At 45.7% G+C, this 24,131-nt stretch carries 21 protein-coding genes and 1 pseudogene; 3 read left to right on the forward strand and 19 right to left on the reverse strand.

Annotated elements, in window-relative coordinates; genetic code table 11:
• Positions 1-55 precede the first annotated feature (55 nt).
• Together AF331_RS05000 and acnA are read right to left on the reverse strand one after the other, a co-directional pair.
• Positions 56-628: a peroxiredoxin family protein gene (locus AF331_RS05000; protein ID WP_082346864.1), complete on the reverse strand. Its 573-nt coding sequence runs from the start codon at positions 626-628 to the stop codon at positions 56-58.
• A gap of 111 nt (positions 629-739) precedes the next feature.
• Positions 740-3,451, reverse strand: coding sequence for an aconitate hydratase AcnA (gene acnA / locus AF331_RS05005; RefSeq protein ID WP_053427043.1), 2,712 nt, complete (start codon positions 3,449-3,451; stop codon positions 740-742).
• Positions 3,452-3,984: 533 nt separating this feature from the next.
• Here acnA and AF331_RS21760 point away from each other — a divergent pair.
• Both AF331_RS21760 and AF331_RS05010 read left to right on the forward strand, forming a co-directional pair.
• Positions 3,985-4,122 (forward strand): small acid-soluble spore protein P, encoded by a 138-nt coding sequence (locus AF331_RS21760; RefSeq protein WP_063191536.1) that lies wholly within the window; start codon positions 3,985-3,987, stop codon positions 4,120-4,122.
• A gap of 103 nt (positions 4,123-4,225) precedes the next feature.
• Complete coding sequence (locus AF331_RS05010; protein ID WP_053427044.1) at positions 4,226-4,624, forward strand: hypothetical protein; 399 nt, start codon at positions 4,226-4,228, stop codon at positions 4,622-4,624.
• Positions 4,625-4,631: 7 nt separating this feature from the next.
• Here the strand turns inward: AF331_RS05010 and AF331_RS05015 are convergent, their stop codons facing one another.
• The 6 genes and pseudogenes from AF331_RS05015 to AF331_RS05035 form a co-directional block, all read right to left on the reverse strand.
• Positions 4,632-6,797 (reverse strand): DEAD/DEAH box helicase, encoded by a 2,166-nt coding sequence (locus AF331_RS05015; RefSeq protein WP_053427045.1) that lies wholly within the window; start codon positions 6,795-6,797, stop codon positions 4,632-4,634.
• Positions 6,798-6,878: 81 nt separating this feature from the next.
• Entirely contained in the window at positions 6,879-7,508 is a 630-nt protein-coding gene (locus AF331_RS05020) for a lytic transglycosylase domain-containing protein (RefSeq protein WP_053427046.1), read from the reverse strand.
• A 144-nt stretch (positions 7,509-7,652) separates the two neighbouring features.
• Positions 7,653-7,733: pseudogene (locus tag AF331_RS22855) on the reverse strand (YjcZ family sporulation protein); the annotation flags it as partial.
• A 249-nt stretch (positions 7,734-7,982) separates the two neighbouring features.
• Complete coding sequence (locus AF331_RS05025) at positions 7,983-9,566, reverse strand: glycine betaine uptake BCCT transporter (protein WP_082346736.1); 1,584 nt, start codon at positions 9,564-9,566, stop codon at positions 7,983-7,985.
• Positions 9,567-9,884: 318 nt separating this feature from the next.
• Positions 9,885-10,463, reverse strand: a complete 579-nt coding sequence (locus tag AF331_RS22800) for a 3D domain-containing protein (protein WP_053427047.1) — start codon at positions 10,461-10,463, stop codon at positions 9,885-9,887.
• Between the two features lie 225 nt (positions 10,464-10,688).
• Positions 10,689-11,516, reverse strand: coding sequence for a 3D domain-containing protein (locus AF331_RS05035; protein WP_053427048.1), 828 nt, complete (start codon positions 11,514-11,516; stop codon positions 10,689-10,691).
• 278 nt (positions 11,517-11,794) lie between these two features.
• Here AF331_RS05035 and AF331_RS22710 point away from each other — a divergent pair, with 278 nt between their 5' ends.
• Positions 11,795-11,941: a hypothetical protein gene (locus AF331_RS22710; RefSeq protein WP_235576315.1), complete on the forward strand. Its 147-nt coding sequence runs from the start codon at positions 11,795-11,797 to the stop codon at positions 11,939-11,941.
• A 15-nt stretch (positions 11,942-11,956) separates the two neighbouring features.
• Here AF331_RS22710 and map read toward each other — a convergent pair whose 3' ends face one another.
• The 11 genes from map to AF331_RS05090 all read right to left on the reverse strand — a co-directional run bounded on the left by map (position 11,957) and on the right by AF331_RS05090 (position 23,973).
• A complete protein-coding gene (map, locus tag AF331_RS05040) occupies positions 11,957-12,703 on the reverse strand; it encodes a type I methionyl aminopeptidase (RefSeq protein ID WP_053427049.1) in 747 nt (248 codons plus the stop codon).
• Positions 12,704-12,779: 76 nt separating this feature from the next.
• Positions 12,780-13,466, reverse strand: coding sequence for an LrgB family protein (locus AF331_RS05045; protein ID WP_053427050.1), 687 nt, complete (start codon positions 13,464-13,466; stop codon positions 12,780-12,782).
• Positions 13,450-13,827, reverse strand: a complete 378-nt coding sequence (locus tag AF331_RS05050; protein WP_053427051.1) for a CidA/LrgA family protein — start codon at positions 13,825-13,827, stop codon at positions 13,450-13,452. Before AF331_RS05050 ends, AF331_RS05045 begins: the two co-directional genes overlap by 17 nt.
• Before the next feature lie 95 nt (positions 13,828-13,922).
• Positions 13,923-14,582 carry a type 1 glutamine amidotransferase domain-containing protein gene (locus AF331_RS05055; protein WP_317948693.1) on the reverse strand — a complete coding sequence of 220 codons (660 nt, stop codon included), beginning with the start codon at positions 14,580-14,582 and terminating at the stop codon, positions 13,923-13,925.
• A 113-nt stretch (positions 14,583-14,695) separates the two neighbouring features.
• The gene (locus AF331_RS05060) at positions 14,696-16,855 is read right to left on the reverse strand and encodes a DNA topoisomerase III (RefSeq protein ID WP_053427052.1); all 2,160 of its coding nucleotides are present in this window, start codon (positions 16,853-16,855) and stop codon (positions 14,696-14,698) included.
• Between the two features lie 97 nt (positions 16,856-16,952).
• Positions 16,953-18,047: a M24 family metallopeptidase gene (locus AF331_RS05065; RefSeq protein WP_053427053.1), complete on the reverse strand. Its 1,095-nt coding sequence runs from the start codon at positions 18,045-18,047 to the stop codon at positions 16,953-16,955.
• A gap of 125 nt (positions 18,048-18,172) precedes the next feature.
• Positions 18,173-18,610 (reverse strand): DUF4064 domain-containing protein, encoded by a 438-nt coding sequence (locus tag AF331_RS05070; RefSeq protein WP_053427054.1) that lies wholly within the window; start codon positions 18,608-18,610, stop codon positions 18,173-18,175.
• Positions 18,611-18,735: 125 nt separating this feature from the next.
• Complete coding sequence (locus tag AF331_RS05075) at positions 18,736-19,575, reverse strand: oxidoreductase (RefSeq protein ID WP_053427793.1); 840 nt, start codon at positions 19,573-19,575, stop codon at positions 18,736-18,738.
• 218 nt (positions 19,576-19,793) lie between these two features.
• A complete protein-coding gene (locus AF331_RS05080) occupies positions 19,794-21,455 on the reverse strand; it encodes a glycerol-3-phosphate dehydrogenase/oxidase (RefSeq protein WP_053427055.1) in 1,662 nt (553 codons plus the stop codon).
• Between the two features lie 180 nt (positions 21,456-21,635).
• The gene (gene glpK, locus AF331_RS05085) at positions 21,636-23,126 is read right to left on the reverse strand and encodes a glycerol kinase GlpK (protein WP_053427056.1); all 1,491 of its coding nucleotides are present in this window, start codon (positions 23,124-23,126) and stop codon (positions 21,636-21,638) included.
• 16 nt (positions 23,127-23,142) lie between these two features.
• Complete coding sequence (locus AF331_RS05090) at positions 23,143-23,973, reverse strand: MIP/aquaporin family protein (RefSeq protein WP_053427057.1); 831 nt, start codon at positions 23,971-23,973, stop codon at positions 23,143-23,145.
• Positions 23,974-24,131: the final 158 nt, after the last annotated feature.

Consider the following 24,131-nt stretch of genomic DNA (forward strand, 5'->3'; position numbering starts at 1 on the left):
AGTTGTATAAACAGTATAGCCAATTATCAGACTGTTTAAACTTCATAAGGCAAGTTCAGTCCGTTGCTTTCTCCAACTCCTCCAGAGAAGTGAAGGCTCCGACCTTCTTGTGAATGATCACGCCTTTTTCATCAATAATGAATGTTGTGGGAACGGTAAGAATATCGTAGGCAGAGTTGATTTTATCATCTTCATCGAGTAAGACGGGAAATGTGATTCCCAGATTGTCCTCGTACTGCTTTACATTGTATTGTGGATCAATGTTAACCGCCAGCATTGCCACGTCTTCTTTCTGCTTGTCATGAAACTCTTGAAAAATCGGTATTTCATCCTTGCAAGGAGGGCACCAGGTGGCCCAAAAATTCAAGATCACCTTTTTCCCGCGTAATTCGGATAAGGTAACCGTCTTGCCTGCTGTGGTTTTTAGTGTAAAGTCAAGCGCCCTGTCCCCTACGTTTGGACCAGGATAATGCTCTACCGGAACCTCCCCCGGATCACCTTCTTCAATATCGATCAATTGATCGAATCCCTGTTGTTCTGCCAAGAGAGCGGATGGTCGGGATTGATTTTCAACATATAGGCTGTAAACCAATAGGGCGATGAGTAATAAACCGAAAAATGATTTCATGTTAATCCCCTCCATGGACATCCTCTTTTTAACGTTATGCAGGCATGTCCAACTATATGAGGGAAAAAGCATACAAAAAGCCCCCGTACAGGACGGGGGCTTTCATCTAAATTATGATTGAAGCTTGCCGCGAAGGACCATTTGCAGGATTCCGCCGTGACGGTAGTAATCCACTTCCACATCAGAATCAAATCGAGCGAGTACGTCAAATTCTACTTTCGTACCATCTTCTTTGACTGCTGTCACTGTAAGGATATCACGAGGCTTGACTCCATCGGTGATATTTACAGAGATGGCTTCCTTGCCTGTCAATCCAAGGGTTTCAGCACTTTCGCCCTGCTTGAATTGAAGCGGAAGGACACCCATCATGACAAGGTTGGAACGGTGGATACGCTCATAACTTTCAGCGATGACCGTTTTGATGCCAAGGAGGTTCGTACCTTTAGCTGCCCAGTCACGTGAAGAACCCATGCCATAATCTTTACCGGCAAGGATCGCAAGACCTGTGCCATCTTCTTGATACTTCATGCATGCATCATAGATCGGCATGATCTCTTCCTCAGGCCAGTAGGTTGTGAATCCACCTTCTGTACCAGGAGCGATCTGGTTACGGATACGGATATTCGCAAATGTTCCGCGCATCATGACCTCATGGTTCCCACGACGTGAACCGTAAGAGTTGAAATCACGAGGCTCTACACCATTGGCACGAAGGTATTTTCCGGCAGGTGTATCTTTGCCGATTGCGCCTGCAGGCGAGATATGGTCAGTCGTAACAGAATCTCCAAACTTCCCTACAACGCGAAGACCATCAAGTCCTTGGATGGCTTCAGGCGTTGGAGCAAGGCCAGTGAAGAATGACGGATTCTGAATGTACGTCGAATTATCATCGAAGCTGTATAGAGGCTCATTGCTCGTCTGAATTTCATTCCAACGCTCATTCTCTGTGAAGACGTGCTCATATTCCCTGCGGAAAAGCTCAGGTGTAACGGTCGATTTCACGACATCTTTGACTTCATCCTGTGAAGGCCAGATATCGTTGAAGAAAACATCGTTTCCGTCTTTATCTTTTCCGAGTGAATCTTTTTCAAGGTCAATATCCACTGTACCTGCTAGTGCATAAGCCACAACAAGTGGAGGAGAAGCAAGATAGTTTGCTTTTACGAGAGGATGGATCCGTCCTTCGAAGTTACGGTTTCCGGATAGGACGGAAGTCAACAATAAGTCTGCATCCGATACGGCCTTCTCGATTTCAGGGCGAAGTGGACCGGAGTTACCGATACAAGTCGTACAACCATATCCGACCAAGTTGAATCCGATTTCCTCAAGATAAGAAAGCAATCCGGAGTCTCTCAGGTATCCAGTTACGACCTTTGAACCTGGTGCCAGGGAAGTCTTGACGTAATCTGGAACGTTCATACCGAGTTCAACGGCTTTCTTGGCCACTAGTCCCGCTCCAAGCATGACGTATGGATTGGATGTATTCGTACAAGAAGTGATGGCAGCGATTCCGATGGCACCTGTCGGCATTTCGACATCCTTGCCTTCAGCTGTGGAATATTTTGCCGTCTTGTTGAATTCAGCTTGATCCAAACCGAATCCTTGGACACCTTCTTTAGCCGTTACGGATTGATGGAACGCTTCTTTCATATCAGAAAGAGGGATCAAATCCTGTGGACGTTTCGGTCCTGAAAGGTTTGCACTTACAGTAGATAAGTCAAGTTCCACTACATCAGTGTAAGTAGGCTCTTCTTTTTCAGGTGTGAAGAACATATCATTTTGCTTCAAGTATTCTTCCACCATGGATATATGAGCTTCGTCACGGCCAGTCAGGCGCATATAGTCAAGTGATTCTGAATCTACAGGGAAGAATCCGCATGTCGCACCGTATTCCGGAGCCATATTGGCAATGGTTGCACGGTCTGCAAGAGGAAGTGTTGCAACTCCTGGTCCGAAGAACTCAACAAATTTGCCTACGACACCTTTTTGACGGAGCACCTGAGTGACTTTAAGGGCAAGGTCTGTTGCCGTTGCACCGTTTGGAAGTTCTCCTGTGAATTTGACACCGATGACTTCTGGGATCGGGAAGTATGAAGGTTGACCAAGCATACCTGCTTCTGCCTCGATTCCTCCTACACCCCAACCAAGAACGCCGATTCCGTTGATCATGGTCGTATGGGAGTCTGTTCCTACAAGTGTATCCGGATACGTTTCAAAGTCGCCTTCCGTTGTTTCAACGGCATGGACAACACTAGCAAGGTACTCCAGGTTAACCTGATGGACGATCCCGGTTGCCGGTGGAACGGCACGATAGTTTTCAAATGCTTTTTGCGCCCAGCTCAGGAACTGGTAACGCTCTGTATTACGTTCGAATTCAAGATCCATATTGGCTTTAAGTGCTGTAGCCGTGCCATATTGATCTACTTGGACCGAGTGGTCGATGACGAGGTCGACCGGGATTTCTGGATTGATCTTCTGTGGATCCCCACCGATATCCGCCATGGCTTTACGAAGGGATGCAAGATCGACAACAGCCGGTACACCCGTGAAATCTTGAAGGATGACGCGTGATGGTTTGAATGGAACTTCCGCATCCTTTACTTCGGAAGATCCCCAGTTCGCTAAGTTTTCAATGTGCTCTTGGTTGATGACACGTCCGTCATATTGACGCAGGACGGATTCGAGTAGTACTTTCACGCTGTAAGGTAAGCGGTTGATTTTTGTCACGCCTGCTTCTTCAAGTGCTTTCAGACGGTAGTAATGATAACGTTTACCGTCAAGCTCAAATGAAGTGCGTGCATTGAATACATCATTCTTTGCCATAGTTAGTTCCCCCTCTGACTGCTTGCGTACATTGACGCAGAAAAGCTGTAAAAATGGTCAAACTTTTCTCACACTAATTATCATATTACAAGCGATTACATAAGTAAATAACAATAAAGTTATTGTTTTTGATAAGTTTTGCTTATCAAAAACATCCAACACTCTTCATAAACGGTGAGAACATTGTCAAATCAAGGATCTGCGTCGTGTCGTAACATGTCAACATCTTCAAAATATTATGCTGAAAAAATGAATATGGTGGCTCTTCCCTTCAATAGAAGCTTGCCCATTGAGGCATTCTAATTACATGGGAGGTGTTCTCATGGGAATGGGAATAACCGAACAGAATGTTAGCGGCACAATTGCCGCCGGTGTACATGACAGTGAAATCACGAAGAACTGTCCATTGAGCCGCTGACGGAGAAGCAAAGCGGTTCACTGAAAAGAAACACCAATGGATGCAAGGGAATTCTCACCAATACACTACCCTTTTCATTCACAGATAAACATGCGGATCAAGGAGGCATATGAAATTGGAAAAACACACACCGAAAGACATCAGGAAAAATGCTCCCGAACAATCCGGCCAACCCAAGCCATTGAGTGGTTCCCACAAAGTGAAGAATCGGAACCATTCACGTCAAAAGCATAATCAGCATCACGATATGTAACAAGCAGGCCGGGCTTCCAAGCCCGGCTTGTCTCTGATTCCTCACCTTTTCTTTAAGCCGCGAATATACTGTGCTGAAAGAGATCAGTGGGGGTCGTAGTCACATGGGGAAGGAAAAAGAGGATTTTCGCCTTGAAAGCTGGGAAGAGGACATGAAGGACTGGTTCCTCGATCCTGTCAATGGGCAGCTTGATGAAAAGGAATTCCGTTTGGAGTTCTTCGAATCAACGGCATCCTTTATCCTTGAAGTCGATACTGAACACATACAACCGGAGGCGGTGATCATTAAGAAAGAGGGTCACCGTCTCCATATTATCCTCAACCTGAAGGATAGGAAATGCAAGCGGTCGGTGACCTTTCCATTTTCTTTGGATCACCATCCCATTTCATACACTGTTGGACACCATTCCATCGAAATCATGATCTTCAAGAAACAGTCCGGATCCTTCACTAAGGATCGCTATATCATTGATTGCAAAAACGATCAGGACTACATGTCCTGATCGTTTTTCACTCGCTGTTCAATTCCAGATATCGGGTACATATGGCCTTTGAAAAGAGTCGCAAATGGTTTGGAAACGCCCCTTGTTGAAACGGGTTGATCCATAAGATCTTTTGATCAATGATCAGGGAGGTCCCTCCAATTTGGTCATCGAACGTGACTTCAATTGTACGGCTGGCTGCCTGGAGGAGAGCCATAATGCTTGTCGGGATTTTTTGTTGATCCCTGACAAAGACGCGGATCGAGCTCTTTGAAGAAGCAAGGTCCTTTACTAGCTTCTTTTCCACTTCACGGCCAAACCATTTGATGCGTTTGGCAGAAACCGGTTCTATTTCTTTAAGCGCTGTGTTCCTCCCTGTGGTTTCCAAATGGTCGATCAGCTGTCGCAGGGGCATGGACTTGCCTCCTTTTCTCTTCATGAAGCCGTGATCTCCCATCAGGATGAATTTCCCCCTTGCTCTCGTTACGGCTACATTCACGAGACGATCACTCGATTTCCCTGTCAACAGTCGTCCAGGACGTTCATGATTCGGTCCGTCCACTACATCAAAAATCATCATATCGTTCTCTGATCCTTGAAATCCGTGAACGGTGGAGGCATATAGTTGAAGAGCCGAACCCTCCCAATCCCTCAAAATCCCTTCATCAATAAGGGTCTTGATCCACTGTGCCTGCGCCCTATAAGGTGTAACGATCCCGAGGGAAGACACCCCATCTTGAATGGCTTCAAGGGCAAGGGAAATCGAGATGATCCCTGATAGGGGATTCCACCTAGATCCTTTATGAGTCAATCCCCATTCACCTATCTCGGGAACGTCTAGCAAGATACCCCCATCTCCCATGAACGGACGTTTCATGACGATCGAAGCCCTGGCGTCCGCTACGGAAGGATGGTCATAAACCCGGGAATGATAGATGTATCGATTGGTAAATGAAGAGATACTAGGGTGCATCCTGCGCTGTTCCGGCAGGAGAAGTAGCTGGGGGTGGTGTCCACCTGTTTCAATCAACTTCGCTACACCCGAACGGTGAAAAATATCCTCATTCAGCCACTTTTTCACAAGGGGATGAAATGATGTAGAAATCGGCGGGAGCTGTTTGAAGTCTCCACAGATGATGACCCGCTTTCCCAAAGTGGCAGCGAATGCGAGCTGTGGTATATAGGCCATACTGGATTCGTCTACGATGACCAGATCATACTCATTATCATAGATTAAAGAGTCGATGGCTGCCTTGGATAGGGTGGTCCCGACGACGCTTGCTTCTTCGAGTACCGTCCCCTCCCTCCTTTTCAGCTTTTCCTTGATTTTTTGGTAATGCAGCTCAAGCCGGCTCAAGCGTTCTGAGTCATAACTCGAAAATTTCTTTGTCAGTTTCTTCTTCAGCTTCAGTCGGTATTTTTCTACCTTCCCACGCTCCTCTGACAGCTTGGGATCCTGGAGTTCGAGAAGCTGGGTCAAGTTGACGTCACGGGCTTCGGCAGAAAGGGATTTTCGGTTTTGACCGTACCGGACGACTTCACCAGGCTTCCAGCGATCATTTTCTGTTAAAAAATGATGCATTTCTTCTATTAATACATCGACGGCTGCATTGCTGTGTGACAAGATGAGAATCTTTTTGCCTTCTGTATAATGGTAAGCGGCCACCCGTGCGAGTGTGTAGGTCTTTCCCGTCCCGGGCGGTCCCCATATAAATGTCACATCATTGTATTTACTTCTAACGTACGCTTCATGCAGGAGATGCTTACCCGGAGGGTGATGCGTCACTCCGGAGGGCTGGATGGTCCGGAGTGCACGTGAAGATTTACCATGGCGTTCTTTGACTTCTTCCAAGCGCTGCCACAGCTTCTCCAGGAGCTCCCAGGGTTCATAAATGAGACGGGCGTGACTGAGTATGTCCCCCAGGTATTCATCCACTTCAATGATACATTCCGTTTCTTCCGATGAAATCACGATCCCTTGGAGGTTCTTCTGATGATACTCCACCTGAATGGACCCGCCTTCTGGGAATGAACGGGGATAAGGAAGGGTAAACCAATAAACACAGCTCCCTTCCTCTTTTTTAATGCATCGACCATTCTCAACCCTTATTCCCCCGTTTTGCTTTTTTTTCATTTGAAGGATTTCCATATCAAGGGCATCCTGCCATTCGCTTATGATTTCTGTATGCTTCATTAAGGTCCCCTTTCTTGACGGACGTTTCATATTCAAATCAATCAATCAATACTCAGAACGAAAAAAAGCCCAGAGGGCCTTTTACATCGAAGTCTTATCGTCTTCTTCTTCTTTTTCAAGGAATAGATCTGCATAATACATCACGTCTTCTACATATTCGTCACTTTGATTATAGGTTAATACTGCCTTCTCAATTTCACCATCGGCCGCTCCATTATGAGCGAGGAAATTCGCTGCACTGAATATGGCATCTTCGATATCAAACGGATCTGCTTTCCCGTCACCGTTTGCATCGACCCCATAACCGCCATACTTCGCAATCACATCAGGATTTACTTTATCCTCTTCAGGGATATCCCCTTCACCAAGTCCCGAGCAGCTCGGATGTGACCATCCTACCCATGTACACGGCATAAACTGCATATGACCCTCGGCACCTACCGGAGATATCATTGTCCTCATAGTCGAAAATCTCGTCTCTACTTTATGGTGGGCAGCCAGAAGATACCAAGGAACACCGTACTCTTTTTCGGCCGCTTTATAAATGGGCATGTACTCTTCAGGTACATCCGTTTGAACAATCGAAGACAGCTTGTAAGGATATTCATAGTAGAGAACGGTATAAAGCCCAATAATGAGTAATGGGATCGCCAGGATCACAAGGATAGAAATTCTTCTCTTCTTTTTAGATTTTCTCTTTTGTTTAGCCATATCACTGATCCTTTATGTAATGATTGTCGGTTCTCCTCACTGTATCTTAATACAGAAGACTACTTCTGACAATCAAAAAAGAAAACCCGGTACCACCGTCATCTTTTTGTAATGGTGGTACCGGGCACCTTTTATGTTATCTCATTAGCAAACAAATGCTGCTCCAACGATAATTAATAGGATGAACAATACTACGATTAACGCAAAGCCTCCAGCGTATCCGCCTCCGCCACCGCAGCCATATCCATAACCAGGGTATCCGTATCCGTACATCATCAGTCACCTCCAAGTATCTTACTACGATATCAATGTATGTAGAGGACAACTTGTAGGTTAATATCATATTTGTATTTTTTTCTCGTTGCCTTCATTCACCCTTATTTTCAAGGGGTTAAGACTCTTGTAAGAAGAAAAAATGAGTCAAATGACCAGAAAAAGGACATTCCCGTTAAGGAATGTCCCTCTCTCTGGACGTTACGATTCAGTTTTAGGCTCGTCGGCGTCTTCGTGCTTCTTGCGCCTTTTTTCTTTATGTGGTTTAGGTTCCTTCGGTTTTCTAGGCTTTGGCTTGATATACAATCCGAGCTCTTTCTTTTCCCTGTTCAAGGATTTATACAGGGAAGCCATCATCAGAGCGATGATAATGGAGAAAGGAAGAGCGGCAATGATCAATGCATTCTGAAGTGCATCGAGTCCCCCACTATACAATAGGATAAGCGCAACGATGGATTGTGCAATTCCCCATGTTAGCTTCACATAGTTCGGCGGATTGTTGGATCCATAAGTGGTCTGCATACCAAGTACGAATGTCGCAGAGTCTGCAGAGGTGATAAAGAATGTCCCGATCAAAGCGATAGCGATGATGGCAAGGATCGTTGTACCCGGCATTCCGTTAAATACAGCGAACAGGACCTCTTCCGTATTCAGTTTGGAGATATCGTTGCTGACGGCTTGTTGGACATCGATGGCAGAACTTCCGAATACGGCAAACCAGAAGAAGCTGACGAGGGATGGTAGCAATAGCACTCCGATAAGGAATTCCCGGATCGTTCTTCCTTTTGATACCCTTGCGATGAAGATTCCGACGAATGGTGACCAGGAGATCCACCATGCCCAGTAGAAAATGGTCCATCCATTGATCCATTCACGGTGCTCTGCATTCAGCGGAGCGATACGGAAACTCATGGATACGATATTTTGCATATAGGAACCAAGCGTATCAGTAAAGAGGTTCAGGATAAGCAATGTTGGCCCCATTATGAAGACCAGGATGAGTAATGCAACGGCAAGTACCATATTTGTATTGGATAGGTATCTGATTCCTTTGCTCAAACCTGACCAGGCAGAAATCATGAAGAGTACCGTAACGACAACGACAATGATGGTTTGAACGGTGATATTGTTCGGGATGCCGAACAGATAAGATAATCCTCCATTGATCTGTGCTGCTCCAAAACCAAGCGTGGTAGCTACACCGACAACCGTTGCAAATACGGCCAAGACGTCGATGATGGTACCAATCGGCCCTTTTACCTTATCCCCGAGTATCGGCCGGAGAGTGGAAGAAATCAACGCAGGTTCATCTTTCCTGAAGTTGAAATAAGCGAGGGCAAGTGCGACGATGGCATAAATACCCCAAGCGTGGATCCCCCAGTGGAAGAAGGTGTAGCGAAGTGATTCTTTTATCGCTTGATCCGTCCCCCCTTCGGCAAGTGGAGGTGTCATGTAGTGTGAAAGAGGCTCTGCTGCCCCCCAGAACACAAGTCCGATCCCCATCCCGGCGCTGAACAACATGGCAAACCATGTACTTCTTGAGTATTCCGGACGGTCATCCGGCTTCCCAAGGCGAATGGTCCCAATCGGACTGACGATGAGGAAAATACAGAATATGACGATGACGCTGACGAGTATGAGATAGTACCATCCAAAACTCGAAGTTATAAATGATTGCACATTGGCTGTTGCCGTTTTAAATGTGTCTGGAGCAATGGCCCCGAAGCCCACGGCAACTAAGACGATTGCCAGGGTGATCCAAAATACGCTTGAAATTCTTTTCATAAAATTCTCCCTTTCGATTAAAGTGGTAGGTATGTACGAAAAACTCCCATGTAACACTAACAGAGGACGTTGACAATTTCAAATGAAAGCTATTTATCAACTAGTGAAACTGATATCCCTTTGTGATTTTTGACACAAGGAGTAATACTTCTTACCCATTCCCGTTTTTCGACATGCATAAACCACGATTAAGCGAATGATGTCGAGGTTTGTACTATTAGTATGAGTGATTTTACTGAAATCATTCCTTCATGAAGCGCCCTTGAACACCTTTGTCGCTATAAGAAAGGAGGATGCCGAATCGGCATCCTCCCCAGTTCATTCGATTATCTTGACTTCAATATCTTCTTTTACTCCGTAAGCCAGTGCATCCTTTTCATGTTGCATATAGATATCGATCCGGTTTCCCTTGATAGCGCCTCCGGTATCTTCAGCTTTAGCATACCCATAGCCTTCTATATAAACCTTTGAGCCCAAAGGAATGACTGAGGGATCGACGGCGATTACCCTTTCATCCGGGTTTGCCAACAAGTCAACTCCTGTTTTGGTGATCCCGATGCACCCTTCACAATGCGCGGTGTAGGCAGTCGCTTTTACGGTTACCGTCTTTCCTATATTCTCTTTTTTTGTTTCGGCTTTCGGCTTTGAGGCAGACTTTTTTTCCTTTTTGATCTGCGGTTCGTTCCGGACGCCTTCTTTTATGAGAGATTTTCGGTCCTTTACTTCATCAACGGAATCCTCATGGCGTTCAGCGAGATCTGTGAAGTAGTTATCCTGATCTATATGTTGGATATCAGCCAGTGCTAACTCCTTGGAATTCCCTTTGGCCGATACTTCTGCAAGTCCGATGGAGAAAATAGAAGCGAGGGTAAATGTGGAAATGATCGCTTTTATCATGGGTGTTTGATTCCTCCTTAATCGTGGTCCTAATGAACCAACCAGAGGAAATAGTAACATAGTCATGCCTCATCTCCATAACAAACTGTTTATAACTCTATGACAGTTAGATGACAGAGATGTAATAATGGTAATTGTTATAAAACAGAGTATAAATGAGGAAAATGGGGTACCATAAAAAGAAAGAACCATCCATGATTTGGATGGTTCCTGATTGACTTTCTATTAGTCTAAAACTTTTACCGTTACAGTTTTACGTCCGAAATCTCTTGCTTGGTCTTCAGAAGGGATGAATACGTCAATTTTATTTCCTTTGATGGCACCGCCTGTATCGGCTGCAGTCGCATAACCGTACCCTTCAACGTATACTTTGGATCCTAGTGGGATCACGCTTGGATCAACGGCGATTACTTTTTGATCAGGATTATCCTTCAGGTTGACACCAGTAGCCGTCACACCTGAACATCCTGCACAGTCAGCGGTATATGCAGTGGCTTCCACTGAAAGTTCTTTTGCCACGCTCTCTTCTTGAGCCGGCTCAGCAGAGGCTTCCTTGGCAGGTTCTTCTGCTTTAGGAGCTTCAGCTTTAGGAGCTTCTGCCTTTGGTGCTTCAGCTTCTGGAGCTACCTCTGCTTTTTCTTGGGCAGGTGCTGCCTCATCAGAAGTATTTACAGGGGCTGAAGATGATTTATCTTCAAAGTTTATAACGAGCTCTTGACCCGGAACGATTAAATCGCTATCCAGTGCATTCCAGTTCTTAAGGTTTTCTACTGAAAGACCATAATAAGAAGAGATGCCCCAGAGTGTGTCTCCTGATTTCACTGTGTAGTATTCTTTAGAAGATACCGTAAGCTTTTGATCAGGGTAAATATAGTCACTGGAAATGTTGTTCCATTTTTTGAGTTGATCAACCGATGTACCATACTCCTTCGCTATTCCCCATAACGTATCTCCCTTTTTGACATCGATATCTTGTGCTGATGCGCTGGCACCACCGGCAACCGCGAGTGTGGTGAAAGCTGCTACAGAAATGATCGATTTCTTTAGTTTCATGAAAAATTCCTCCTTATGTAGCTAGCGAGTTTGTATTAGCTAACAGTGACCATACTAACATAGTAAAATCTCATTTCAATAACAGGAACTTTATAATAATAAGTCAAGAATATTTCAGTAATGTAATAGAGAGCGTTTTCCAGGTGCATTCTGGAGTATATGTAAATTAATTGAAATTACATTCGTCTTAACAATACGGGGGACTTATATTAGAATGAATAGGAATGAGCGTGAGGAGGTAGAGGTTATGTCTGAGGAAAATATCGTTTTATATAAAGATGAACCTGATGAACACAGTGGTCGTTGCGAATGTGGCAACAATGTCTTCAAATCAAGAGTCGAAGACGGGAAGTTCTACCGTAAATGCCAGGAGTGCGGCAAAACCAAAATTGTTTAAACAGGAAAAGAGCGATCCCCTTTACTAGGAGGATCGCTCTCTTTTATAGTTGCGTCAGGATGATCGGCTCACCTTTGGTAATGACGATGGTGTGCTCGATTTGAGCCACTTTGCTGCCATCAGGAGTGATGTATGTCCAACCATCCCCTTTTTCGATCACGTTTTGCGCTTCAGTTGAAACGAAAGGCTCGAACGCAAGGACCATCCCCTCCTTAAGGAGAGCGTTATCCCACGGGTCGAAATAATTCAACACATGATCCGGCTTTTCGTGAAGGGATTTCCCCACTCCATGGCCAGTCAGGTTCATGATGACGGTGAATCCATTCTTTCTTGCTTCATTGTGTACGGCCTTTCCGATTCCATTGAGCTTGGATCCTGCTTTTGCTTTACGCAGTCCTGCTTCGAATGATTTGATTGCCGTTTCACAAAGCTCTGTCAAGACGCCTTCTCCTTGACCAACCACAAATGAGATTCCCGTATCGGCATAGAAACCGTTCTTAGAACCCGATACATCCACATTCACGAGATCCCCTTCATTGATGATCCGGCTGCCCGGGATGCCATGAGCTACTTCTTCATTGACGGAAATACATGTGTACCCTGGAAAATCATATTCTCCTTTTGGTCCTGAAAGGGCGCCCGCTTCTTCAAACATGCGTCCTGCAATCTCATCGAGTTCCTTGGTCGTCACGCCAGGTTTCGTTTGGTTCCTCAATTCATCACGGATTTCCGCGACAATCCTGCCTATTTCTTTGAGTGCATTCAGTTCTTCATCATTACGTACTATCATACAATCTTCCTTTACTATTTATATAATCTCCATCCCTTATCATACCTAAAGGATGACGTTTTTAAAAGCGATAGGATCAGGAAAAAAGGAAAAACAAAAGAGGAATGATGACGGATAGTACCATGGACGTCAGTGCCATCGCAGCTCCGCTAACGGCTCCCTCCACTTCCCCCTCTTTAAGGGCCCTTGCCGTGCCCACTCCATGAGAGGTGACACCGAAAGTCAGACCGGTAACGATGGCATCGTCTATGCGCAGGATTCTCAGAAGTGGAATAATGGCCATGGCCCCAAGCATTCCTGTTATGATGACGACTGATGGGATGACCTCGATCTTTGCCCCGATGATATCCCCCACCCCCAGTGCGACGGGAGTGGTGATCGTTTTGATCATGACGGCAAGGTTCCAATCTTCGGGCAGGCGCAGGAATTTCCCCATATAATACGAAATCGTCATCTGTGCCAGGCTCCCAATCACCAAACCGAGTACGATCGGAAGTGCATAGGATTTCAAGTATCTCCTCTGGTGATATAGGGGATAAGCGAGAGCCACCGTTGCCGGTCCTAGAAGATAGGTGATGCCTCTGGTCCATTCAGCATATTGAGCGTACGGAAGCTCGATGAATAGTAGTCCCCCGATGATCACCAGTGTAGAGGTGAAGATTGGAAGCAGGAGCGGATACGTCCATTTTTTATACAAGAGATTCGCTAAAAGGAAAATCACCGCACTGGCGGATATGGCCACGACCTCACCGGTCATCGTCATGGGAAGCACTCCCTTTCCGTACGACATGTATAGCAGGGATTGCAGTAGCCACAAATCCTATGAAGCTTGAGGTGATGAGTACCACAAGGATTTTCCACCCATATAGATCCATGAATGGAATCAGCACGATGGCACTGACTGACAAAGGAAGGAACAGGAACGAAAGATATTTCAAAAGAATGGATGCCCCTTGTGCGAACAGTTGATCATGAACGACTCCCGTTGATAGGAGTAGAAATAAGATCCCCATTCCTAAAATCCCTCCGGGTATAGGGAGATGGAGAGCGGCTGAGAGCCATTTCCCTGTCTCGAACAGAACGATCAGTCCCGAAATTTGTAAAGCGACCCGCAAGAAGTGCATGAATGATCCCTCCTGGATTAGTAAGAAAATTTTAACATATCCAGGTGGTGGTTTGGGCAAAAAAAAGCCAAGGGTTACGCCCCTTGGCTTTTGGATCATGATAATGCTTTAACGAACGCTTCTGCTGTTGACTGGCTGGACTGAGGATTTTGTCCGGTAATAAATTTACCATCCGTTATGACATAGTCACTCCACGGTGCCGATTTTTCAAACTTCGCTCCCTGTTCGCGAAGGCGGGATTCAAGAAGGAACGGCATCAGTGAGTCAAGCCCTGTCTGTTGCTCTTCTTCATTCGTGAATCCGGTCATGTTCTTCCCTTCCACGAGCCACTTACCATTTGAAAGCTTCGTTCCGACAAACCCTGCCGGTCCATGGCATACAGCGCCGATCACCTTATCGTTGTCAGCGAAATGAGCAAGCGCCGACTTCAATTCAGGACTGTCTGGAAGATCGAACATCGTACCATGGCCTCCCGGAAGGAAGATCCCTACATATTCCTCCATGTTGAGCTGAGATAAGACGAGGGTCTGATCAAGCTCTTTCGTTACACCCTTCCATTTTTCGACGAGATCGCCGTCTTCAAGGCTGTTCGGATCGAGAGGGATCCTTCCGCCTTTAAGGCTGGCCACGTCTACACCATATCCCTGATTCGTGAATTCTTCATATGGTTCAGCAAACTCTGAAAGCCAGAGTCCCGTTTCATGTTCATCATCAATTTTACTTGCATTGGTCAATACCATTAAAATCTTCTTCACATTAAAACCTCCAAGTTTGATCTTTCTCTTATGTTTTATCCATTTTCATTTGAATTAAACATTGTTTTCGATCAAACCATCATGGTATCCGGAGGAAATGGATGGAAGACACGTCATTCTACGTCAAATAGGAACTGTATATTCCTAGCCTGGGCGTCCCAGCCAAGATAGGCAGAGAATTCTTTTTCTCCTTTTTTGAAGCCGTCAATCCGGTCCGTACGTCCATCTTTGAGAAGCTTCTTCACCTGGGCTTGAGGAATCGTTTTCGAAAGGATCTTTTTTGAAATGCTGAAGCTGCATTTCGTTTTCCCATACTCGCTGCATCCATAGAATTTCCCTTTGGGTATGACTTTCCCGCCGCATTTAGGACAGATGCCGACCGGGGTCTTCACCCTGCTTTTTCCCTTCCCTCTTTCCCTTTGGATGGAAGATGTATCAAGGTCGTTGAAATCCCAGCGATTTGATTCTTCTGTGGCCTTTTTTACCAGGCTCGCACTTAGCTTTTTCACTTGCTCCATGAATTCAGGTGCTGAGGCTTGTCCCTTTCCAATCTCCTGCAGTCTTTGCTCCCATTTGGCGGTCATCTCGGCGGAGGCAAGTACATGAGGGCCAACCGCTCTGATCAGCACCCTGGCCTTGTCGGTGGGATAGACAATATTCTTTTGGATGAAGATGTACTGTCTATCTTTCAGCATCGTGATGATCCCCGCCCGTGTAGCTTCCGTTCCAAGTCCTTCGGTTGCTTTCAGGACTTTTTCAAGTTCATCATTTTCAATGTGTTTTCCGGCAGTCTTCATCAGGGTGATCAACTGGCCTTCTGTATATCGCTTGGGAGGCTGGGTCTTCCCTTCTTTAACAGAGGCTTTTGTCACCATTCCCTTTTGGTTTTCTGAAAGAGGAGGCAGGATGACGTCGTTGTCTTTTTCAGTCGGGACGATGACCTTCCTCCAGCCCTCTTGAATGATTTGTTTTCCTTTTGAGGTAAACTCCGCCCTCTCCTCTACCAGTGTGGACACAGATGTATAATCGATGATGGCCTTCTCATGATGGGCGGCAATCAGCCTCCTGATCACAACATCATAGATTTTCCGTTCTTCCTCGGTGAGCTTGTCGGGATCTTTTACCTGTTCCGTCGGAATGATGGCATAGTGGTCGGATACCTTTTGGTCATTCACGAAACGTTTATTGTTCATGAGGCTGGGTGGTGATTCACCGATCCATTTGGAGTATGGGTTGAACTTCCTCAGCTTAGCGAGGATTTCCGGGAATGCTTCCGCTTCTCCTTTCGTCACATGCTGAGAATCGGATCGTGGGTATGAAACGATTCCTTTTTGATAAAGCTTTTGAAGGATATCCAGTGTTTTTTTAGGAGAGTACTTATACATTTTATTGATGGTAGCCTGCAGTGAGGATAAATTGAAAAGCATCGGTGGTGCAAATTCTTTTCTCTCTGTCTTCACTTCTTTTACACGGGCACTGCCCTTTTGGCAGAAGGCGGCAATTTTTTCAGCCATCTCCTTGGACTGGATGCGTGTGTTCCCATCCTTGACCCAGATTCCTTCATAAACGTCGCCATCCATATTGAAGGTGGCCTTCACTTCCCAGAATGGTTCACTTTTGAATCGTTCGATCTCTTCTTCCCTTTTTACGATCAAAGCAAGAGTCGGGGTCTGGACCCTTCCCGCTGAAAAGACATCCGACATCCCCTGCCCCTGCAGGAGGAGACTATAGGCCCTCGAAGCATTCATACCGACAAGCCAGTCTGCGCATGCCCTTGAGTAGGCTTCATGGTAAAGACTTCGCGTTTCACTTTCATCTTTCAGATTCTGAAACCCTTGCACAATGGCTTTCTCCGTTAGGGAAGAAATCCACAATCTTTTCATCGGTTTCCTGGCTTTTGCCATGGTGGTGATATTGCGGACAATCAGTTCTCCTTCCCGTCCTGCATCTCCCGCATGGATGATTTCAGACACTTCATCCTTTTGAAGGAGACTTTTAATGACATTGTACTGTTTCGCTTTGCTGCGTTGGACTTCATATTGGAAGCGGTCGGGTACGATGGGGAGGGTATCGAGGGACCATTTTTTCCATGATGATTCATACTTTTCAGGAGACTTCAATTGAAGCAGATGTCCTACGGCCCATGTCACATAGGCTCCGTTCGGAAAAATCGGGTTTGGCTGGATCTCGATATATCCCTGCCGTTTCTTATGGGGGAAAGGTTTTGCCAATGTGGCACCTTGATCGGGTTTTTCGGCAATTACAAGTTTCATCGGCCTATCCTTTCTTATGGAATATTTCCTCCTATTATATCATGCAGCGCTGAGATAAATATGAAAAACCAGCAGGGTGTTACCTGCTGGTAAAAGGTCATTCAATGATCTGCAGTTCCTTCGGATAGGATGTGAGCGTTTCACAGCCGTCCTTTGTGATCAGCACATCATCTTCAATTCGCACACCGCCGATTTCAGGAATATAGATTCCAGGTTCGATGGTGTAGGTCATTCCTTCACGAAGGATCCCATCGTTGGTATGGCTCATGGAAGGGAACTCATGGACATTGATGCCAAGACCATGGCCGATGCGGTGTGGGAAGTTTTCTCCATATCCTGCATCTGTGATGATGTCACGGGCGACTGAATCAAGATCCCCTACACGGTTGCCTGGCTTGCTTGCTTCAAGGGCAGCAAGTTCTGCTTTCAATACCGTTTCGTATATTTCCCTTTGTTTGTCGGAAATAGATTTAAATGCAACGGTTCTAGTAATATCAGACGTATAGCCATCAAGTACCACGCCTAGATCAAAAAGGACGAGATCTCCGGCCTTGAGTTTACGGTCTCCTGGATTTCCATGGGGATCCCCGCCTTTTTCACCGAAAAGGACCATCGTGGCGAAAGACATCTCACGTACACCCTGTTTCTTTAGTTCATACTCGATAGTGGCAAGGACCTCCATTTCCGAGATCCCTTCCTTAAGGGCAGCGACTCCGATTTCCACACCATAATCGGCCATTTTCGCTGCTCTCCTCATGATTTCGATCTCTTCAGGAGATTTGCAGACGCGCATGTCATTCAACCGGTCTTCAGCATTGACGATTTCAGGTGCGTCAAAGAGGTTGAGGAACGCTTCACTTCGTGCATAGGTGACCACTTCTTTTTCGAAGCTCACCTTTTTGGCTTGGACGTTCCGCTCTTCCATAGCTTTTGCAACAAAATCCCAAGGGTCTTCATGATCGGAGTATCCGATCACTTCATATGGCCACCCGGCATCTTTCACCTGGCGTACTTCCATTCCCGGTGCGACAACGAATGGTTCCGCTTCAGGGAATACAAAGACCCCGACGAGGCGCTCATGTGGGTCAGTTAGAAATTTACTTAAGTAAAATACATTTTCACTTGAATTGATGAATGCTGCATCAATTTGTTCTTGTTGCAGCCATTCTTTGAATTGTTCCAATCGGTTCATGATTCTTCCTCCAGTGCTGGTAAAGGTCTTTCCTTCTCTATGCTACCATATTTGGCGGTTTGATTGAATGGTTTGGGATCGGATGAAAAAAGAGCACCCCTTTAAGGGATGCTCTACTGTGAAAATTAAAGTGCCGTGTCCATCGGTTTTGGCTTGCGGACAAGGGCCATGATGCCTGAAATCAAATATAGGATCCCTGGTACTAATCCGGCACCGAACGTTCCAATACCGATAATCAAGGCCGAAACGATGAATAGTACTCCTGAAAGAACAGGCTTTCGATTCTTTGTGATGAAGATGACCGCAAGCAAACCAATAATGGAAGCGACAATCCCTAAAATAATCAGATAAGTACTGGATGCTTCAATCATCGTCATGATATCCTCCACACTCATCCCACCAGTGTCCGCCTGAAATTGAGGATCGTTTTCTGCTTCCTCCATTCCTCTTACAAAGTCGGGATTACTTAAAAGGACATTGGCCATGATTCCCATGATGGTAAAACCAAATGAGAAAATAATGCCGAAAATCCCCATTGTTACTTCCCCTGTACGCTTGATCATTTGATACTCTCCTTCTCGATTATGTAGTAGTCTGTTTCATTCTCCACTATAAAGAAGTGGATATTGCACGTTTTTCATTTTATCATGAAATTTTCACCATTTCTATAAGGAATATGGAAGGTATATTACCTTAGTATATGAAGCATGATCCTTTCAAAGACCTTCCATGGTAAAAGCGATTTAATTAAAATTGTCACACCAGTACCTTTTCCGATTGCATACCTGAATCTTCGACTACGGCCAGTGGCGATCCTTGCGACCAAATCCGATACTTTCCGGGGGTCCCCATACTTAGCCCCTGCTTCAACCAAATGGGCATTCAGCTTTTTCATTTGTGCATGATAAGGTGATGTTGAATGAAGGGAACGCTCTGTAATTTTCTTTCCAGTGGTCCAGATGTTTGTTTGATATGAGCCTGCTTCAATCAGATGGACATCGATCCCGAATGGCTTCACTTCGAGTCTCAGACTTTCTGAAAGGCCAGCCAGCGCATGCTTGGATGATACATAAGGGCTCAGACCGGGGAAACCAATCCGACCGCTGATGCTGCCGATATTGATGATTCTCCCACTGCCTTGCATCCTCATATAAGGCAAGAGAAGCTGACTCACCCCGATCACCCCGAAAACATTCGTTTCGAATTGTTGACGGAACTCTTCCAGACATACTTCTTCAAGGAACCCACCCTGTGCAAATCCTGCATTATTCACGAGCACGTCTATTCTATCCAAAGACTTCAGGAACTCCTTGAACGATTCCAGGGACGATGCAGAGGTTACGTCGAGTTCCTGGATGAAAATACGGTCTTCAACGTGCAAGAATGACGCTCTCTTCAGCAATTCCTCTTTCCTGGCGGTGTCCCTCATGGTGGCAATCACTCTGAATCCACTTTTCGCGAGCTCTACCGTCGTTAGAAGGCCGAATCCGCTATTGCTCCCTGTCACGATGGCTACTTTGTGATTCATACGATCCCTCCCTTTGTGTTCAAGTATATCAAAAAAAGAACGGCTCCCATCGCGGGAACCGTTCTTTTCTATGAGGGTCAATTTCATTCTTAATGGTAAAGACTTTTCCCCCTGCGTTCAATATCCATTTAAAGCAATAAAGCTTTATTTAGAGTAATGAGACGCTCGGATTGTCAAAGTCTTTAACACACATGACCTTTTTTATAATTCTAAGCATATTACTGCTGATCGATTGGTACGACAGCATTCTTCAATTCGACTTTCAGATCGTTGGTGAATTTCTCTTTTTGCTCAGGCGTCCAATTGAGCAATCCATTCATCATTTCAATTACAGGCTCGTGCCACTTGACGACCCATGCACGATCAAAGAATAATGCGCCCGTACGACGGATGAAGAAATCGACCGGCGTTACGGTCATCTCTTCCTGGATGGCATAGAGCAGTTGAGCATAAAGGGAAGCGGGTACTTCTTTGTCTCCTGAAGTTCCAGTATACGCATGTGCAAGTTTGAACAGCTGATCTACATTGGAGCCGTACATGGTGGCCAGTTTGCGTCCTTCTTCTTCAGATAGACCGTAGCGTACAGCTTCCTTCGCTTTTTCATCGACGAAAGCAGGGAAGTTCTTGGATCCACCCACATGCCCACCTGAGATCGGCATATGTTTGGTAGCGGACTCTGGGAATTTGCGCTTCGCTTCTTCCTTCAATCGTTTTGCCACAAGGTCTACAACCGTTTCACCCATCTTGCGGTATCCCGTCAATTTACCACCTGCAATGGTGATCAGACCGCTTTCGGCTTCCCAGATTTCATCTTTACGTGAGATTTCTGAAGGATCTTTCCCTTTTTCAAAGATCAGCGGTCGTACACCAGCCCAGCTTGACTCTACATCATCGTTGGTGATGTTCACATCAGGGAACATGAAGTGGATAGCATTCATGATGTAATCGCGATCCTCAGATGTCATGTACGGATGAGCCTTATCTTTATCAAAGATGGTGTCTGTTGTACCCACGTACGCTTTCCCATCACGCGGAATCGCGAAGACCATGCGGCCATCCGGAGTATCAAAGTACACAGCCTGACGAAGCGGGAATTTGCTTTGGTCGATGACAAGGTGTACCCCTTTAGTCAAGCGCAGCTGTTTATTATTCGTGCTGTAATCTTTATGGCGGACATCATCTACCCAAGGACCGGCAGCATTCACGACTTTTGTTCCTCGGATCTCGTACGTTTCATTGGTAAGCAGATCTTCCGCTTCAATTCCCACGACTTTCTTGTTGTCGTAAATGAAACGCTGGGATTTTGTATAGTTGATGGAGGTTGCTCCGTGAGCGATGGCTTCCTTCATGACTTCGATGGTCAGACGAGCATCATCTGTCCGGTATTCTACGTAGTATCCCCCACCTTTGAGGCCTTGTTTCTTCACCAAAGGTTCTTTCGTCAATGTATCTGATACAGAAAGCATGGTCCGGCGCTCACTGCGTTTGACTCCTGCAAGGTAGTCATATACTTTAAGACCGATGGATGTGCTGAATTTACCGAATGTACCACCTTTGTGCATCGGGAGCAGCATCCATTCAGGCGTGGTGACGTGTGGCCCGTTTTCATACACGATTTCACGTTCTTTTCCGACCTCTGCAACCATTTTCACTTCGAATTGTTTCAAATAGCGCAAACCACCATGGACAAGCTTGGTAGAACGGCTGGAAGTCCCTGCAGCAAAATCCTGCATTTCTACAAGCGCAACCTTCATACCGCGCTTGGAAGCATCAAGAGCAATACCTGATCCGGTGATCCCCCCACCGATTACGATCAAGTCATAGTGTTCATTTTTTAATGCATTTTTCACTTCTTGTCTGTGCGTGCTGGAAAAAGTCATAAGTGGTTCCTCCTAGAATGTATGGTTGTGAACGGTTAATGAGTAATCTCTCTTATACTTTAACCATAAAAAAAGAGACCAAAACCAGCATTATAGAAATAATCTCTATAAATGTGGAAATGGTCTCTCTTGGTCTCTAACCGTTTTATTAACTTGAGTTTATTATATCACAGGTTGATCTTATTTGAAAGCCATAGTTGCTTTAACGGCTTTTTTCCACCCGTTGTAAAGTTCTTCCTGCTTTTCTTGTTCCATATCCGGATCATACTGCTTCTCCATGTTCCACTGTTGAGAAATTTCATTTTGATCCTTCCAGAATCCAACGGCAAGTCCTGCAAGGTAGGCAGCACCTAGGGCCGTTGTCTCATTGACGACCGGACGCTCGACGGGGACGTCCAGGATATCGCTTTGGAACTGCATCAAGAAATCATTTTTGACTGCTCCACCATCTACACGGAGTTTCTTCAGGGGAATGTTGGAATCGGCTTCCATTGCAGTCAAGACATCTTTCGTTTGATACGCAAGGGATTCCAATGTTGCTCTGACAAAATGCTCTTTGGATGTACCGCGCGTCAATCCGAATACAGATCCGCGGACATCGCTATCCCAGTATGGTGTTCCCAAACCTACGAAAGCAGGAACTACGTACACGCCATCCGTAGAATCAACGCGTTCTGCATAAGCCTGGCTGTCTGCTGCGTTGTTGAACATGCGAAGACCGTCGCGAAGCCATTGGATTGCCGATCCGGCAACGAAGATGCTTCCTTCAAGGGCATATACGACCTTACCATCGATTCCCCATGCAAGTGTCGTCAACAGACCGTTCTCAGATTTCACAGCCTTCTCTCCAGTATTCATCAGCATGAAGCAACCTGTACCATAAGTGTTCTTTGCCATTCCTTCATTATAACAAGCTTGTCCGAACAAGGCTGCTTGCTGGTCCCCTGCAGCTCCTGCGATCGGGATTTCACGTCCGAAGAAATGGTAAGGAATCGTCGTGCCGTACACTTCAGAAGACGGTCTTACCTCTGGCAGCATGCTTTCAGGAACCCCGAGGATATCAAGTAGTTCTTTGTCCCACTCAAGATCATAGATGTTGTACATGAGCGTACGGGATGCGTTGGAATAATCCGTTACATGCGCTTTTCCACCACTCATCTTCCAAATGAGCCACGTATCGATCGTACCGAATAGAAGTTTTCCAGCTTCAGCTTTTTCCCTGGCCCCATCAACATTATCAAGGATCCATTTTACTTTTGTCCCGGAGAAATATGCATCGATCAGCAATCCGGTTTTATCCCGGAATTTGTCGTTCAATCCTTGGGCCTTCAGTTCATCACAGATTCCAGCCGTTTGTCTTGACTGCCAAACAATTGCGTTATATACGGGATCGCCTGTTTCTTTATCCCATACCACTGTTGTTTCACGCTGGTTTGTGATTCCGATTCCTTCGATTTGCTCTGCTTTTACGCTTGATTCAGATAAAACGCTTGCAATGACGGCAAGAATCGATCCCCAGATTTCATTGGCATTGTGTTCTACCCAGCCTGGTTTCGGGAAATGCTGTGTGAATTCTTTTTGTGCCGTATGGGCCGCTTCACCTTTCTGATTGAAAAGGATTGCCCTTGAGCTTGTTGTCCCTTGGTCAAGGGAGAGAATGAATTTTTCCATGATTTTGTTCCTCCATTCAATTTTCGTCTGCTAGTAATGCAGCTTTTTCAGCAAGAGATTGTTTCCTGTCTGCCATGTAGGCAAGTACCAATACTACAACCATCACGGCAAGGATGATCCAGAACGCCGATGTCATCGATCCGCTGAAGAATGCTTTGTAGAATACACCGGCGAATGATCCACCCAATAGCGGACCAAGAACCGGAATCCATGAGTAGCCCCAGTTGGATGACCCTTTACCCGGGATCGGCAGGATGAAATGAGCGATACGTGGACCGAGGTCACGTGCAGGGTTGATCGCATATCCAGTGGTACCACCTAGCGAGATACCGATAGCGATGATCAGGAATCCGACGATGAATGGATTCAATCCCTCTGCAAATGTATTCGCCCCTATTGTCAATAATCCTATAACCAAGACGAAAGTTCCAATGATTTCACTTAAGATATTCGAGAAATAATGTGGGATTGCAGGACCTGTTGCAAACACGCCCAACTTAACTCCCGGATCCTTTGTTGCATGCCAGTGTGGAAGGAAATGCAGATAGATGATCGCAGAACCGATAATGGCACCGATCATTTGAGCAAGAATGTACATCGGCACGTCGCTCCAAGGGAAGTCCCCGTTAAAGGCAAGTCCAAATGTTACAGCCGGATTCAAATGGGCTCCGCTGAATTGACCGACTGCATAGGCAGCCATAGCAACACCCAAGCCCCATCCGAATGTGATGACGATCCATCCGGAGTTATAAGCGAATGATTTTTTTAAATTGACGTTGGCACATACCCCTGCACCGAATACGATAAGCAGTGCAGTTCCCAACACTTCAGCTAAAAATGGAGACATAATACCCCTTCTTTCCAACAAGATAGTATAAGTCAATTCCATAGACGTTGGACCCCGTTACCCCTTTGATTGATTCCGCTTTCAACTTCTGGTATAACAATTTGTCTATGGAACAACCAGTTCACAGACAAAAGACCCACAGAAATATCCCTTTTATA

The sequence above is a fragment of the Rossellomorea marisflavi genome, from assembly GCF_001274775.1.
GTDB lineage: Bacteria > Bacillota > Bacilli > Bacillales > Bacillaceae_B > Rossellomorea > Rossellomorea marisflavi.